Raw genomic sequence first — 15,053 nt, 5'->3', positions numbered from 1 at the left:
TGTCTGAATGGTTAACTCCGCTGATCCATTCGGGCGTGTGTCGCTCCGGTCCCGGAGGCCGGCCGGAGGTGTCCTAACAGGATGGTTTGTCCTTCGGTGGGACGCCACGCCGTTGATCTTTGTCGGATAACTCTCACTGTTCGCGGGGCCGGCGATGTGACGGCAGCGTCCGTCCGAGCCGAAAAGCGCAAGCGGTGAGATGAGCCCACGAGCCCGGCCCGCCATGCTCTGTATGGTCCGCCGGTCGGCTCACGGCCGGTCACTCGACGGCCGGCCGGTCCGAGGCCGCGCGCCAGGCAGGACCGGCGATCCGAATGCCACGAACGGGTGGAAAGCGGCGCCGGAAAATGCGTGACGTGGCGAGCGCGGACCTTCGTCGTCCGATCGCGGCGCTGTCGTGCGGGTCTTTTGGCCCGCCCATTCCTGGCGCCGCCGTCCGTAGGGAGAGCCGTTGCCCGCGCAACCGGCCGGCGTATTCCGCCGGCTTATCCCCGCACTTGTCGTCATCGTTATGCTGGCCGGCACGTTTCTGGTGGCCCGCCAGCCCACCGCGTCGGCGACGACACGTGCGGAGATCGCCTCGCAGTTCGGTTTCACCGAATTGCCGATCGCGCTTCCGGAAGGCCTGTCGAAGCGCACCGTCCGCAAGGTCAATCCACGCTACGAGCACATCCGGTCCTGGATCTCGTCGGTCGGCGCGTCGATCGCCGCGGGCGACCTGGACGGTCGCGGCAAGGCCGACGATCTCTGCCTGGTCGACACGCGCAGTGACACCGCCGTCATTACTCCCGCGCCGGAGTCGGGTGGCACCTACCGGCCCTTCGTGCTCGACCCGGCTCCGCTGCCGGTGCACGACGCGATGGCCCCGATGGGTTGTCTGCCCGGCGACTTCAACGAGGACGGGCGGATGGACGTCCTCGTCTACTACTGGGGGCGGACGCCGGTCCTCTTCCTCCGCGAACCCGGTACAGGTCCGCTGAGCAACGATTCGTACCGGCCGACCGAGCTGATCCCGCAGTCGACGACCACGCACTACCGGGGTCCGCTGTGGAACACCAACGCCGTGGCCGCCGCCGACTTCGACGGGGACGGGCACCTGGACCTGGGCATCTTCAACTACTTTCCGGACACCGAGGTGCTCGACCGCGCCGGCCTGCCCAACGTCACCATGAACGACTCGATGTCGCACGCCCGCAACGCGGGCGGCGCGCACGTGCTGCGCTGGGTCGGGGTCAGCGCGGACGCCGAGCCGGTCGTGCACTACGTGGAGGACGAGGCCATCGACCCCGAGTACGCCAGTGGGTGGACGCTCGGCGCCGCGACCGCCGACCTCGACGGTGACCTGAAGCCCGAGCTCTATCTGGCGAACGACTTCGGGCACGACCGGTTCTTCCACAACGTCTCCGAGCCCGGCCGGATCCGGTTCGCCCTGGCCGAGGGCAGCCGCGACGCGGTGACCCCGAAGTCGCTGGTGATAGGCCACGACTCGTTCAAGGGCATGTCGATCGAGTTCGGGGACCTGCGCGGCGAGGGCCGGTTCGACGCCTTCGTCAGCAACATCACCACGTCGTGGGGGCTCGAGGAGAGCAACTTCGTCTGGCTGAACACGGCCGCCGACGCGCAGCAGGCGCGCGGCGACCTGATCCGTGGCCGGGCCCCGTTCCGCAACAACGCGGCCGACATGAACATGGCCTGGTCCGGCTGGGGCTGGGACGCCAAGATGGCCGACTTCGACAACAACGGCACCGTCGAGGTGGTCCAGGCCCTCGGCTTCATCGACGGCCGGATCAACCGCTGGAACTGGCTGCAGGAACTGGCCATGAGCAACGACCTGATGCTGAGCAACCCGGACATGTGGCCCAAGGCCGAGCCGGGTGACGACATCGCGGGCTCCCAGCCGTTCGCGTTCTGGGCCGCCGAGGGCAACGGCCGGTACACCGACGTTGCCGGGCAGCTCGGCATGACCGACACGACGCCGAGCCGGGGAGTGGCCGTGGCCGACGCCGACGGTGACGGCCGGCAGGACTTCGCGGTGGCGCGGCAATGGGCTGCGCCCTCCTATTACCGCAACACCACGCAGGCGCCCGGCGACTACATCGGACTGCGCCTCTACCGGCCGGCGGAGGGCGCCGGCGACGACGTGATCGGCACCCCGGCCTACGGGGCTCAGGTGCGGGTGACCACGGCCGACGGCCGGGTCCGCCTGGCCCAGCTCGACGGCGGCGGCGGTCACTCCGGCAAGCGCAGCCTCGACGTCTTCGTCGGGCTCGGCGACACCGGCGGCGCCCCGGTGCAGGTCGCCATCGTCTGGCGGGACCGTGCCGGCCAGGTGCACAACCAGACCACGAGCATGACCTCCGGGTGGCGCGACCTGATGCTCACCGACAAGATCGAGGAGGTCTCGAAGCCGTGACCACCGTTCAGCCGTCCCGGATCGGCGCCGGTACGCCGGTCGTCACCGCGCCGCCGGCGCCGCCCGCGCCGGTCAAGAAGCCCGACCCGCGCTATCTGGCGCTGCGCAACTTTGCCATCTCCATGTCCGTCTTCAACATCTTCGGCTATACGCTGCTCGGTTTCGAGCAGCCGTGGAGCTGGCCGTTCTGGTCGTTGCTGCTGGCCTACTCGGCCGAGTACCTGATCGAGGTGATCAGCGCGCGGGTCGCCGGACGGAAGGTCTCGTTCGCCGGTCGGGGCTTCCGCGGCCACTTCGAGTTCCTGCTGCCCGCGCACATCACCGCCCTGGCCGCGAACATGCTGCTCTACGCCAACGACCGGTTCGCCCCGATCGCCTTCGCCGTGCTGGTCGGCATCGGCGGCAAGGTGCTGTTCCGGGCGCCCCTCAACGGCCGCATGCGGCACTTCATGAACCCCTCGAACCTGGGGATCACCGCGGCCCTGCTCTGCTTCCCGTGGGTGAACGTGGCCCCGCCGTACCACTTCACCGAGAACGTGCCCGACATGATCAGCATCCTGATCCCGGTCATCATCATCACCTCCGGGACGGTGCTCAACGCGATGCTGACCAAGCGGATCCCGTTGATCCTGGGCTGGCTCGGGGGCTTCATCATCCAGGCCGTGGTGCGCCACGAGATCTGGGATGTGGCGGTCTGGGCCGCCCTGCTGCCCATGACCGGGGTCGCCTTCGTCCTGTTCACCAACTACATGGTCACCGATCCCGGCACCACCCCCACGGGCGGGCGCAATCAGTTCATGTTCGGCGCCGGCGTGGCCACGGTGTACGCGGTCCTGATGACCTTCAACATCGTCTACACGATGTTCTTCGCCGTCACGATCGTCTGCCTGATCCGGGGCGTCAGCCTCTGGTACCTCTGGCTGCGCGACCGCCGGGTCACGGCGCCCGCGTGACCGGCATCGGCCGGTAAGGCGGCGGGCCGCCCGGTCGAAGGCCGGGCGGCCCCTCCCGGGGCAATTATTCAAATGTGCTCAGTCGCGGCAATTTTCGAGATGCCGTTCGCAGTTCTTGTCGAGAAGATTACCAATGTCAAGAGACGTCGACCGATGGTCCTACACGCCATCAAGCCGATGTTCCTCGCGATGCCGGAAGCCCTGAATCAACGACGTTCGGGCAGCTCAAGACCGGTTCTGACGCCATTGTGTGGTCTTTGTTCGGAACGGTCCCGGGTCACTTTCCGGCATGCCTTGCAAGTATTTCTGCGGCACTGGGGGAAATGATGAGCGATCCACTGGAGAATGCCGTCGGCCGTGCCTTGCGGATGATGCGGGAAAACATCGGCGAGCCGCTGACCGTCGACGACATGGCACGAGCCGCGATGTTCAGCAAGTTCCACTTCACCCGGGTGTTCCAGCGGGTCACGGGCGTTTCGCCGGGCCGGTTCCTGTCCGCCCTGCGCCTGCAGGCGGCCAAGGATCTGCTGCTGGCCACCGACATGAACGTCGCCGACATCAGCGTCCACGTCGGCTACAACAGCGTCGGCACCTTCAGCTCGCGGTTCACCCGCAGCGTGGGCCTGCCGCCGACCGAGTACCGGCGGACCCGGGGTGTCGGCCACGCCGTCAAGGTCGAGGAGCCGGTCGAACCGGCCTCCGGCGTGGTCACCGGCACGCTCCGGGTCGCCGGTCCGGCCGAGGTCGACGTGGCGTTTCTCGGCCTGTTCAGCAGCTGGGTGCCGGAGGGCCGGCCGGTCAGCTGCGCGGTACAGCGAGGCACCGGCCGCTTCCTGCTCGACAAGGTCCCGGACGGCGTGTGGCACCTGCTCGTCCAGGCCGTCGCCACCCCGGCCGAGGAGGACGACCCGGCCGCCCGCCGGATCCTCGTCGGCAGCGCCGGCCCGATCGTGATCCGTGACGGCCGGACCACCCACGCGTCGCTCAGCCTGCGCCCGGCCCGGCTCTTCGACCCGCCGCGGCTGCTCGCGTTGCCCGATCCGCGAACCGTCCCGCCGGTACGCCGCATCCGCGAGCGCGTCCTGGCCGGCCGCGCCGCCTGAACCCCGCCCCACCCATCACCCCTCAGTGAGGAGAGAGCACCATGTCCGAGATCCCCGGCCGCACCGACCTGGTCAGACAGGCCGCCGAACTGGCGCCCCTGTTGCAGAAGCATGCGATCTGGCACGAGGAGAGCCGGCGCATCCACGACGACGTCATCGACGCGATGACGTCGGCCGGTATCTTCCGGATGCGCACCCCGAAACGGTACGGCGGCTACGAGTGCGACACCCGCACCGTGGCCGAGGTCGCGGCCGAACTGGCCCGCGGCGACGGCTCCGCGGCCTGGGTGGCCTCGGTGTACTGGATCCCGACCTGGATGGCCTCGATGTTCCCGCACGAGGTGCTGGCCCAGGTCTTCGAGGAGCCGGACACCCGGGTCTGCGGCACGCTCAGCCCTGGTGGCATGGCCGTGCCCGCGTCCGGTGGGGTGGTGCTCAACGGCAAGTGGGGCTTCATGACCGGAGCCCTGCACAGCAAGTGGCACGTGCTGGTCGGCGCCAAGGTCACCCCGGACGAGCCGCCGCTGCCGATCGTGGCCCTGGTGCCCACCGCCGATCTGCAGCTCTTCGACGACTGGCACACCTCCGGGATGCGCGGCAGCGGCAGTGTCAGCGTTGTCGCGCAGGACGTGTTCGTGCCCGCCGCGCGGATCCTGCCCCTGCCGGCCGTGCTGCAGGGCAAGGCCGGGTGGCGGGCCGATGTGGAAGGCGCGATCTATCGTGCGCCGCTGCTGCCGGTCGCCTCGGCCTGTTCCGTCGGAACCGCGCTGGGCCTGGCCCGGGCGGCCTACGACACCTTCATCGAGCGCCTGCCCAACCGGAAGATCACCTATACCGACTACGAGGCTCAGGCCGACGCGCCGCTGACCCACCTGCAACTGGCCGGGGCGGCCCAGCGCATCGACGAGGCCGAGTTCCACGTGCACCGCCTCACCTCCGCGGTCGACGGCAAGGCCGCGCGGGCCGAGACCTGGACGCTGACCGAGCGGGTGCGGGCCCGCGCCGACATGGGCCGGGCGATCCGGCTCGCCCTGGAGGCGACCGACCTGCTGGCCGGCGCGAGCGGCGGCTCGTCGATCGCGCTCGAGGTGCCGATCCAGCGCATCCGGCGTGACCTGCAGGCGGTGTCCCTGCACGCCCTGATGAACCCGGACACCAACGACGAGCTCTACGGCCGCGTCCTCAGCGGACGCGAGCCGAACTCCCTCTACGTCTAAGGAGCCCCGAAGTGACCGAATCCACCACCCCCGGCGTCGCCGACCACGCCGCCGTCGCCACGATCCCGGGCCGCGTCGTGCAGTTCTGGGCCGCCGGGGACGCGGCCGGCTTCGCCGGTCTGTTCACCGACGAGGGCACGCTCATTCTGCCCGGCGTCTTCGTCCAGGGTCGCGCGGCGATCGAGGCGTTCCTGGCCGAGGCGTTCGCCGGCGCCTACAAGGGGACCCGGGTCACCGGTGACCCGATCGGGCTGCGGTTCTTCGGCGGCACGGTCGCCATGCTGCAGACCGACGGCGGCTTCCTCATGGGCGAGGAGGAGACCGTCCAGGACGCGTACGCCGTACGGGCCTCCTGGCTGCTGGTGAAGCAGGACGGCGCCTGGAAGCTGGCCGCATACCAGAACAGCCCCAAGTTCGCCGCCTGACCGCAGCCTCCCGCGGCCCCGCATCCGGTCACCGGGTGCGGGGCCGCATCGCGGGAGATGAGGGGACGCCGGTTCCTTGCCACGCTGAACAGCGTGACTCTTGATATCGGCCGCATCCGACGGGACTTCCCGATCCTGCACCGGTCGGTGCGGGGGCAACCTCTGGTCTATCTCGACTCGGCCGGCACGGCGCAGACCCCTCAGGTCGTGCTCGACACGATCGACGGGCACCACCGCCGGCATCACGCCAACGTCGGGCGCTCCGCCCACACGCTCGCGGCCGAGGCGACCGCCGCGTACGCGGACGCCCGGGCCGTGATCGCCGGCTTCATCGGCGCCGCCGACCCGGACGAGGTGGTCTTCACCCGCAACGCGACCGAGTCGCTCAACATGGTCGCCCATGCCTTCGAACCCGCGGCCGCCGAAGGGGATCCGCGGTGGCGGATCGGTCCCGGCGACGAGGTCGTGGTGACCGAGATGGAGCACCATTCGAACCTGTTGCCCTGGTACGAGCTGTGCCGCCGTACCGGCGCCACCCTGCGCCGGCTGAGGCTGACCGAGGACGGCCGGCTCGACCTGTCCGCGTTGCCGATAGTGATCGGTGACCGGACCCGGGTGGTGGCCTGGACCCACGTGTCCAACGTGCTCGGCACGGTGAACCCGGTGCAGAGCATCGTGGCGCGGGCCCGTGCGGCCGGGGCGATCACCGTGCTCGACGGCGCCCAGTCGGTGCCGCACCGCCCGGTCGACGTCGACGCGCTCGGCGTCGACCTGCTGGCCTTCAGCGGCCACAAGATGTGCGGACCGACCGGGGTCGGGGTGCTCTGGGGGCGCGCCGAGCTGCTGGCCACCATGCCGCCCATGCTCGCCGGGGGAGGCATGGTGGCCGATGTCGGCGCGAACGGCTTCACCACCCTGCCTCCGCCGGCCCGGTTCGAGGCCGGAACCCCGCCGATCGCCCAGGCGGTCGGGCTGGCGGCCGCCGCCGGCTACCTCAGCGGCCTGGGCCTGGCGGCCGTGCACCGGCACGAGCAGCGCCTGATCAGCCACGCCCTCGACAGCCTGGCCGGCATCGACGGGCTGCGGGTGTTCGGGCCGCCGGACCGGGCGGGAGTGATCTCCTTTGTGCTCGACGGCGTCGAGGCGGCCGATCTGGGCCGGCAGCTCGATCGGGCCGGTGTGCAGGTCCGCGTCGGGCGGCACTGCGCCGCCCAGGTCTGCGAGCGTTTCGGCGTGCCGGCCCTGGTGCGGGCGTCGTTCCACGTCTACAACACCCTGGCCGACGTGGACGCGTTGGCCGAGGTTGTGGCGGCCGCGCGAAAGGGGGCCGTCGCCTGATGGACGACATGGTTCTCGTTCCGGGCGCCCGGTTCGACCAGGGCACCCCGGAACACGTTCTCGACTGGCTCCTGACCCAGCCCCAGACGTTGCCCCGCATCTGGTTCGCCGACGAGACACCGCGGCGGCCGGTGACGGTCGCGCCCTACCTGATCGACCGCCACCCGGTCACGGTCGCCCAGTTCCGCGAGTTCACCCGCCGTACGGGATATCGCACCGACGCCGAGGAGCGCGGGTTCGGTCTGGTGTACGACGTCGACGGCTGGGTCGAGCGGCCCGGCGTGGCCTGGCACTCGCCCGGCGGCCCGGACACCGGCTCGCCGGACTACGACGACCACCCGGTGGTGCACGTCTCCTGGCGGGACGCCACGTCGTACGCGGCCTGGGCCGGCAAACGCCTGCCGAGCGAACCGGAATGGGAGCTGGCCGCCCGCGGCCCCGAGTTCCGCATCTGGCCCTGGGGCGACGACTGGGACCCGTACCGGGCCAACACCGCCGAGCTGCACGCCGGCCGGCTGGACGACCTCGGCGCCTGGCAACGCTGGTGGCGCAAGGAGTGCGAAGGCTCCGGCCCGGTACCGCGTACCACGCCGGTGGGCTTCTTCTCGCCGCACGGCGACAGCGCGGCCGGGTGCGCCGACATGGCCGGCAACGTCTACGAGTGGACCGCCACGTTGTCGCACCTCTATGACCCGTCGACCCGGTGCGACCCGACGGTGAACCGGGTGATGGGTCGCTACCGGGTGATCCGGGGTGGCTCGTGGATGAACTTCCGCTATCAGGTCCGGTGCTCCGAACGTATGCACGGCGATCCGCTGGGCTGGTCCAGCTTCGCCCATGGATTCCGCTGCGCCCGCACCCCCGTGGAGGACAGATGACCGTCAGGATCGTGGTGCCGTCGGTGTGGAATCCCGACCACCGCACCGATTTCGAGAGTGTGGCCGGTCCCTTGCCCGAGTTGATCCGCCGCTTCGCTGACGAGTATCCCGGGATGCGCCGGCGGCTGGTCGACGCCGACGGGACCCCGCTGGGCTATGTCAACGTCTGCGTCGACGACGTCATGGTGCCCCGGCATCAGCGTGACCACACCGTGGTCCCGGCCGGCAGCACGGTCACCTTCATCGCGCCCATGGCGGGCGGATGACCGCCCGGGTCGTGGTCCTGGCCGAACAGGGCGGCCCCGACGTGCTGGGGGTGAGAACCCACGAGATCCCGGAGCCGCCCCCGGGCCACGTGCTCGTCGAGATGGCCGCGGCCGGGGTCAACCAGGTCGACCTCTATCAGCGGTCCGGGGCCTACCGGGTCGAGCTGCCGTTCGCGCCCGGTTTCGAGGGGGCGGGCACGGTCCTGCGTACGGGAACCGGGGTCGTCGCGGTCGAAGCGGGCGACCGGGTCGCCTTCAGCGGCGTGCCCGGCGCCTACGCCTCGCACTGCCTGGTCCCGGCCGAGCGACTGGTGCCGGTGCCGGTCGGCCTGAGCCTCGAGGACGCGGCGGCCGGTCTGGTGCAGGCGATGACCGCTGACATGCTGGCCCATGACGTGGTCGACCTCGGTCCGTCGTCGCGCTGCCTGGTGCTGGCCGCCGCGGGCGGGGTGGGTGGCCTGCTCTGCCAGCTCGCGGCGGCCCGCGGCGCGACCGTGATCGGCGCCGTCGGCGATCCGGCCAAGGCGCCGTCGGTGCCGGCCGCTCACGTGGTCTCCTACGCCGGTGGGCATTTCGCCGACGAGGTCCGCGCGCTCGGCCCGATCGACGTCGTCTTCGACGGCATCGGGGCCGCGACGGCCGGCGAGGGCCTACGGTGTCTGCGCCCGCGGGGCGCCTACGTGCTCTATGGCCGGGCCGGTGGACCGCCCGAGCCGGTCGCCCCGGACCAGCTGCGCGCGGCCGGATCGGTCACCTTCACCAGCGTCTCGCTGGCCCACTTCGACCCGGACCCGGCGCACATGCGGCGCCGGGCCGGCCGGGTCCTCGACCTGGTGTGCCGCGGCGATCTGCGGATCCGGGTGGCGGCCGCGTTCCCCCTGGAACGGGCGGCCGACGCCCACCGTCTCGTCGAGTCGCGGTCGGCCGCGGGCAAGGTGCTGCTGATCCCATGAGAGCCCTCGTGCTGGCGGGCGGCACCGGATCCCGGATGCGCCCGCTGACCCATTCCCGTCCCAAACAACTGATCCCGGTGGCCGGCCGGCCGATCCTCGACCATGTGCTGGCCGCGGTGCGGGCGGCCGGGGTGCTCGACGTCGGCGTCATCGTGGGCACCGGCGCCGCCGCCGACCAGATCCGCCGGCACGTGGGCGACGGGTCCGGCCTGGGCCTGCGGGCCGTCTGCCTGACCCAGGAGCGGCCGCTCGGGCTGGCTCACGCGGTCCGCACCGCCCGGCCGTTCCTCGGTGGCGACGACTTCCTCGTCTATCTGGGCGACAACCTGCTGGCCGAGGGAATCAGCGAGGCGGCGGCCCGGTTCCGCCGGGAGCGTCCGGCCGGTCATCTGCTGGTGCAGAAGGTGGCCGACCCGCGGGCGTTCGGTGTCGCCGAGCTCGACGCGACCGGCCGGGTCCGGCGGGTGGCCGAGAAACCGGCCGAGCCGGTCAGCGACCTGGCCCTGACCGGCGTCTCGTTCTTCACCCCGGCCCTGCACGCGGCGATCGCGGCGATCCGGCCCAGCACGCGGGGCGAGCTGGAGCTCACCGACGCCGCGCAGTGGCTGGTCGGCCGGGGCGCGCGGGTCACCGCCGAGGAGTACGGCGGCTACTGGAAGGACATCGGGTCGGTGCCGGATGTGCTGGCCGCCAACCGGCGCGTGCTCGACGGTGTCGTCGTCGCGCCCACGGCCCGGATCATCGGCGGACGGATCGAGGGCCCGGCGGTCATCGGGCCGGGCGCGGTGGTCGAGAACTGCCACCTCGGTCCGTACGTGGCCATCGGCGCCGGCTGCCACGTGCGCGACAGCCGGATCTCCGACTCGGTGCTGTTCGACGACGTGCGGGTCTTGTCGGTGCCGGAGCTGACCGGTTCGGTGCTCGGCCGCGCGGCGGTGGTGCGGGGCCACGGACCCGGGCCGATACGCCTGGTCGTGGGCGACGACAGCATGGTCGACCTCACCGCCTGACCGCAAGCGAATGGGGACGCCCGGCCGGGCGTCCCCATTCGTGTTCCCCTGAACCTCAGGGGCGCAACGCCGGCTCGGGCGCGGCCGGCTGAACCGGAGCCACCCGGCGCTCACTGCGCGGGCGCGACCAGCGGCGCATCGCCGGTCGCTCCACGGTCACATAGAGGATCTCGGCGACGACAACGCAGATGACGTAGAACGCGATGATCACGAGGATCGCGGCCCAGGTCGGGAACTGCCGCTGGGTGTACATGCCGACCACGCCGTTCTCTCCGTTGAAGGCGGCGTGGACCATGAAGAGCACGGTGATGTGCGAGACGAAGAACGCGTACATCCGGTCGCCCAGCCAGACCATGAAGCGGCCGTTGACCAGGGTGCGACGCCCGCGCATGTCCGAGACCGCCAGCGCCGGGATGAGGATCGCGATCGGGATGAGCGGGATCACCGTCCAGCCGTGGAAGATCGGACGGTCCAGGGTGGCGAGATAGACCCCGGCCGTCAGCAGCGACGCCGGCAGCGCGGTGATCCCGATCCACTTGCCGGTCAGCACGATCCGGGCCATCAGGATGCCGACCACGAACTCGAGCGAACGGGTGAGCGGGAAGTAGAAGCCGAACCAGTGCTGCGGGAACGAGATCTCCGGCGCGGTGAACGACGGCGGTGTGGTCGGCAGCCACTGGTGGGCCACGAGGGGCACCAGCGCCGACAGGGCGACGACGCCGATCGCCCAGCCCCACAGGTGTCCCGGCTTGATCTTCTTCACCAGCACGTACAGCACCGGGAAGATCAGGTAGGCGAAGACGTCGATGTTGGCCGACCACATCGGACCGTTGAGGTTGCTGAACAGCGTGTCCTGGTCGGGGAACCACGCGGTGACCAAGAACAGCCCGGCCAGGGCCTTGAGGGTCTTGATCGGCACCTCGGTGGGCAGCCAGAGCAGCAGGATGACCAGGTAGAAGACGACGTGGTTGGGCACCAGCTTGAAGAACCGGCGGCGCCAGAACCGGGCCGCCGTGTCGGACTCGCTCGCGGTCCAGGTGACCACGAATCCGGTGAGCACGAAGAAGAAGCCGACCCCGAAGACACCGAGGTTGGCCGCGTAGTGGATGTAGGTCATGAAGGCGGCCGGGTCGGCGAACAGGCCCAGCGCGATGATGTGCGTGGCGAACACGCCCATCCCGGCGAGCACCCGCATGCCGGTGAGCGAGGGCAGCCGGTTGCCCGGTGTCTCGGTCCCGATCGGTGCAGTGGTCATGATTCCTTGCCTCTCGGATCGGCCCGCCCGCATCGGGCGGGAGACAGAAAGGGCCGCCCCGGGCGACGTATCGGCGACGGGCCCGGGGCGGCCGGAGGGGTGGAGCGAGGTCAGCGACCGGCGATGGCCGCCGGCAGGCGCATCGGCGGCAGCGAGTGCCGCAGCACGCGCAGCGCCAGCGCCGGGGCCATCAGCGCGGGCAGCGGGTCGACCAGGCCGGCGACCCGCATGAAGGCCTCGGTCACCTTCGGGTCCCGGGTGGCGGCGAACTGGAGCCGGGCCATGTAGGCCTGCATCGCCTTCCACGCCGCGGTGCGCTTGCCCTCGACACCCGGGAAGCTCAGGTTGATGCCCTCGGTCATCTCCCAGGCCGGGTCGACGATCTTTCCGGCGATCCGGGTGAACGCCAGCGCGTCGGGCGCCTCGCCCTTGCGCAGCTCGTCGCGCAGGGCCAGGGCCTGCAGCGCGGCCAGGCTCTGGGCCTGCGCGAAGACGGGGTTGGGCGTGCAGACCGCGTCACCCATCACGAGCAGCCCCTCGGGCATCCGCTCCATCCGGTCGTAGCGGCGGCGCAGCGTGGTCGGGAAGCGGAACAGCACCGGGTCGTTGATCGGCTCGGCCTCCACCACCGCCTCGTGGATCTCGGGGGCGGCCAGCGTCTTGAGGAACGCGTTGTAGCCCTCCGGGTCGGTCGGCGGGTGGTCGCCGAGGAGCCCGTACGCGGTCAGTTCGACCAGGCCGGCGTCGGTCTTGGTGAAGATGGCGCCGCGGGGGAGCCCCGGGTTGGCGACGGTGACGATCGAGTGGTCGTTGCCGAACGGGTCGGTGCGCAGCCGGTAGTGCCGGGTGACGTAACCGAGCCCGATCTTCGAGCCCTCCTCGGCGACCCGGGGGTAGCCGTTGTCCTCCAGCCAGACCGGTGTGCGGGAACCGCGGCCGGTCGCGTCGATCACCAGGTCCGCGTCGAGGATCTCCTCCACGCCCTTGCCGTCGTTGCGCTGTACCTTGACACCGGTGACCCGGCTGCGGTCGGCGCTGAAGACCAGCCCGGTCAGGTCGTACCGCTGCTTGAAGACGACGTTGCCGAGCGCTTCGACGCGGCGGCGGATGTGCGCCTCGAGGATGGGCCGGCGGGCGCCGATGTTGGTCATCCCGGCCCGGGTCTGCTTGAGCCGCTTGCCGTTCATGTACCAGCGCACGGTGCCGGTCATGTCGGTCTGCGGGCAGCCGTCCCGGATCATCTCGGCGATGATCTCGGGGAACAACTCCTCCATGACCCGGGCGCCCTTGACCAGCAACCCGTTGATGTGCCGGGCCTGCGGGGCCCCGCGGCGCGGCCCGTCGACACCGACGATCTCGTCGCGGTCCACGATGACCACTTCGTCGTAGTGCTCGGACAGTGGGCTGGCGGCATAGAGCCCGGTGACGCTGCCGCCCAGCACGACGGCGCGGGCTCCGACTTTCTCAGGCATGACGATCGACTCCCTGTTGATGACGGACGATCTCGTGAAGGTTTTCAGTCGCCCGATCGGGCGGGCATCTTCTGAACTGCGCCGCGCAGCTCGTCCAGCCAGTCGCCGGCGACAACCAGCGCGCCGTCCTCCAGCCGGCAGGGCCGGCGCTGGGCGATCCGGGCCCGGCTGATCAGCCCGGCCGCCTCGAGCACGTTCAGGTGCCGCCCCACAGCGGGCAGGCTGATCGAGAAGGACCGGGCGAGCTCGGTCAGCCCGGCGTCGCCGGACCTCAGCCGCAGCAGGATGGCGCGGCGGGTCGGATCGGCCAGCGCGCCGAAGATGCGGTCGAGGGCGTCGTTAGCCACGGTGGCGGTCTCTCCTGTCCGGACCACGCGGTCGCGTCGATCCCAGGCTGCGGGCCCGCCCGCCCGGCGTGCATCTCCAGCTGTGCGAGGGGTGCCGCCGGGCTGCCGCATTCGTGAAGGTGCAGCCGGTCCGGGGGCGATGCCACGGTCTTGGGCGAAGTCAACAAACTTGCTCACATCGAGGACGGAGCACCATGCAACCGTTTGAGATCAACGTCCGGCAGTCGGAGCTCGACGATCTGCGCCGGCGGCTGGCGCAGACCCGGTACGCCCCGGACCTGCCGGGCGTCGGATGGTCGCGCGGCGTACCGCAGGACTATCTGCGGGAACTCGTGACGCACTGGCTGACCAGCTACGACTGGCGCCAGGCGGAGGCCGAACTGAACCGGTACCCGCAGTTCACCACCACCATCGACGGCCAGAACGTCCACTTCCTGCACGTCCGGTCGCCCGAGCCCGGTGCGCTGCCGCTGGTCCTGACGCACGGGTGGCCCGGTTCGGTCGCCGAATATCTCGACGTGATCGGCCCGCTCACCGACCCGGTGGCCTACGGCGGCCGCGCCGAGGACGCGTTCCACCTGGTCATCCCGTCCATTCCGGGGTTCGGCTTCTCGGGGCCGCTGACCGAGCCGGGCTGGCACATCGGCCGTGTCGCGGCGGCGTGGGCCGAGCTGATGCGCCGTCTCGGCTACGACCGGTACGGCGTGCAGGGCGGTGACTTCGGTTCACCGATCTCGCTCGCCGTCGGCCGTCTCGAGCCCAAGCAGGTGGTGGGCGTGCACTGCAACATGCTGACCGTGTTCCCGTCGGGTGACCCGGCCGAGATGGCCGCGCTCGCCGCCGGCGACCAGGAGCGGCTGGCCGGCCTGGCCCGGTTCGACGCCGACGGCTCCGGTTACCGCAAGCTCTACTCGTCACGGCCGCAGACCGTGGCGTACGCGCTGAACGACTCACCGGCCGGGCACCTGGCCTGGATCCTCGAGCGCTTCCGGGAGTGGACCGGCGCCGAGACCCCGGACCAGCTGATCCACCGCGACCGCATCCTCACCACCGTGATGATCTATTGGCTGACCCAGACGGCCGGGTCGTCGGCGCAGATGTACTACGAGATCACCCAGGCCCAGCAGGCGATCACCGGCAACGCCGACGGCGACATGCTCGACGGCTACCGGGAGGATGCGCTCGAGGTGCCGCTCGGCGTCGCGGTGTTCCCGTTCGACTGTTTCAACCCGGTCCGGGCCTTCGCCGACCGGGACTTCTCCACCATCACGCACTGGACCGAGTTCGACCGCGGCGGTCATTTCCCCGCCCTGGACGTCCCCGACCTGTTCATCGACGACGTCCGCGCCTTCTTCCGTACGGTGCGCTCCGCATCCGACCGATGAGTTCCCAGATCGGTGGTCGTCTCAACAGGTGACCCATA

At 70.7% G+C, this 15,053-nt stretch carries 13 protein-coding genes and 1 pseudogene; 11 read left to right on the top strand and 3 right to left on the bottom strand.

From position 1 onward, the window contains the following. Positions 1–511 precede the first annotated feature (511 nt). The 10 genes from JIG36_RS31805 (at position 512) to JIG36_RS31760 (ending at position 10,556) form a co-directional block, all read left to right on the top strand. Positions 512–2,413 carry a CRTAC1 family protein gene (locus tag JIG36_RS31805; protein WP_203380094.1) on the top strand — a complete coding sequence of 634 codons (1,902 nt, stop codon included), beginning with the start codon at positions 512–514 and terminating at the stop codon, positions 2,411–2,413. A 20-nt stretch (positions 2,414–2,433) separates the two neighbouring features. After that, complete coding sequence (locus tag JIG36_RS31800) at positions 2,434–3,366, top strand: enediyne biosynthesis protein (RefSeq protein WP_307873004.1); 933 nt, start codon at positions 2,434–2,436, stop codon at positions 3,364–3,366. Between the two features lie 326 nt (positions 3,367–3,692). After that, positions 3,693–4,469 carry a helix-turn-helix domain-containing protein gene (locus tag JIG36_RS31795; RefSeq protein WP_203380092.1) on the top strand — a complete coding sequence of 259 codons (777 nt, stop codon included), beginning with the start codon at positions 3,693–3,695 and terminating at the stop codon, positions 4,467–4,469. 41 nt (positions 4,470–4,510) lie between these two features. Beyond that, positions 4,511–5,686: an acyl-CoA dehydrogenase family protein gene (locus tag JIG36_RS31790; RefSeq protein ID WP_203380091.1), complete on the top strand. Its 1,176-nt coding sequence runs from the start codon at positions 4,511–4,513 to the stop codon at positions 5,684–5,686. A gap of 11 nt (positions 5,687–5,697) precedes the next feature. Next, positions 5,698–6,111, top strand: coding sequence for an SgcJ/EcaC family oxidoreductase (locus tag JIG36_RS31785; protein WP_203380090.1), 414 nt, complete (start codon positions 5,698–5,700; stop codon positions 6,109–6,111). A gap of 93 nt (positions 6,112–6,204) precedes the next feature. Further along, positions 6,205–7,449, top strand: a complete 1,245-nt coding sequence (locus JIG36_RS31780; protein ID WP_307872993.1) for an aminotransferase class V-fold PLP-dependent enzyme — start codon at positions 6,205–6,207, stop codon at positions 7,447–7,449. After that, a complete protein-coding gene (locus JIG36_RS31775; protein WP_203380088.1) occupies positions 7,449–8,327 on the top strand; it encodes a formylglycine-generating enzyme family protein in 879 nt (292 codons plus the stop codon). Before JIG36_RS31780 ends, JIG36_RS31775 begins: the two co-directional genes overlap by 1 nt. Beyond that, positions 8,324–8,593, top strand: a complete 270-nt coding sequence (locus JIG36_RS31770; protein WP_236048575.1) for a MoaD/ThiS family protein — start codon at positions 8,324–8,326, stop codon at positions 8,591–8,593. The genes JIG36_RS31775 and JIG36_RS31770 overlap by 4 nt, the downstream gene beginning before the upstream one ends. Further along, positions 8,590–9,546 carry a quinone oxidoreductase family protein gene (locus tag JIG36_RS31765; RefSeq protein WP_203380087.1) on the top strand — a complete coding sequence of 319 codons (957 nt, stop codon included), beginning with the start codon at positions 8,590–8,592 and terminating at the stop codon, positions 9,544–9,546. Before JIG36_RS31770 ends, JIG36_RS31765 begins: the two co-directional genes overlap by 4 nt. Further along, a complete protein-coding gene (locus JIG36_RS31760) occupies positions 9,543–10,556 on the top strand; it encodes a glucose-1-phosphate thymidylyltransferase (protein WP_203380086.1) in 1,014 nt (337 codons plus the stop codon). Before JIG36_RS31765 ends, JIG36_RS31760 begins: the two co-directional genes overlap by 4 nt. A gap of 55 nt (positions 10,557–10,611) precedes the next feature. Here the strand turns inward: JIG36_RS31760 and JIG36_RS31755 are convergent, their stop codons facing one another. From JIG36_RS31755 to JIG36_RS52445, 3 genes and pseudogenes are all read right to left on the bottom strand, one after another. Beyond that, positions 10,612–11,811: an acyltransferase family protein gene (locus JIG36_RS31755; protein ID WP_203380085.1), complete on the bottom strand. Its 1,200-nt coding sequence runs from the start codon at positions 11,809–11,811 to the stop codon at positions 10,612–10,614. A gap of 110 nt (positions 11,812–11,921) precedes the next feature. Beyond that, a complete protein-coding gene (locus tag JIG36_RS31750) occupies positions 11,922–13,283 on the bottom strand; it encodes an NAD(P)/FAD-dependent oxidoreductase (protein WP_203380084.1) in 1,362 nt (453 codons plus the stop codon). A gap of 83 nt (positions 13,284–13,366) precedes the next feature. Beyond that, positions 13,367–13,630: pseudogene (locus JIG36_RS52445) on the bottom strand (ArsR/SmtB family transcription factor); the annotation flags it as partial. A gap of 194 nt (positions 13,631–13,824) precedes the next feature. Between JIG36_RS52445 and JIG36_RS31740 the strand changes: the two are divergent. After that, positions 13,825–15,015: an epoxide hydrolase family protein gene (locus JIG36_RS31740; RefSeq protein ID WP_203380082.1), complete on the top strand. Its 1,191-nt coding sequence runs from the start codon at positions 13,825–13,827 to the stop codon at positions 15,013–15,015. The last annotated feature ends 38 nt before the right edge of the window (positions 15,016–15,053 follow it).

The sequence above is a fragment of the Paractinoplanes ovalisporus genome, from assembly GCF_016834655.1.
Taxonomy (GTDB): Bacteria; Actinomycetota; Actinomycetes; order Mycobacteriales; family Micromonosporaceae; genus Actinoplanes; species Actinoplanes ovalisporus.
This window is presented reverse-complemented; position numbering and strand designations above follow the sequence as displayed.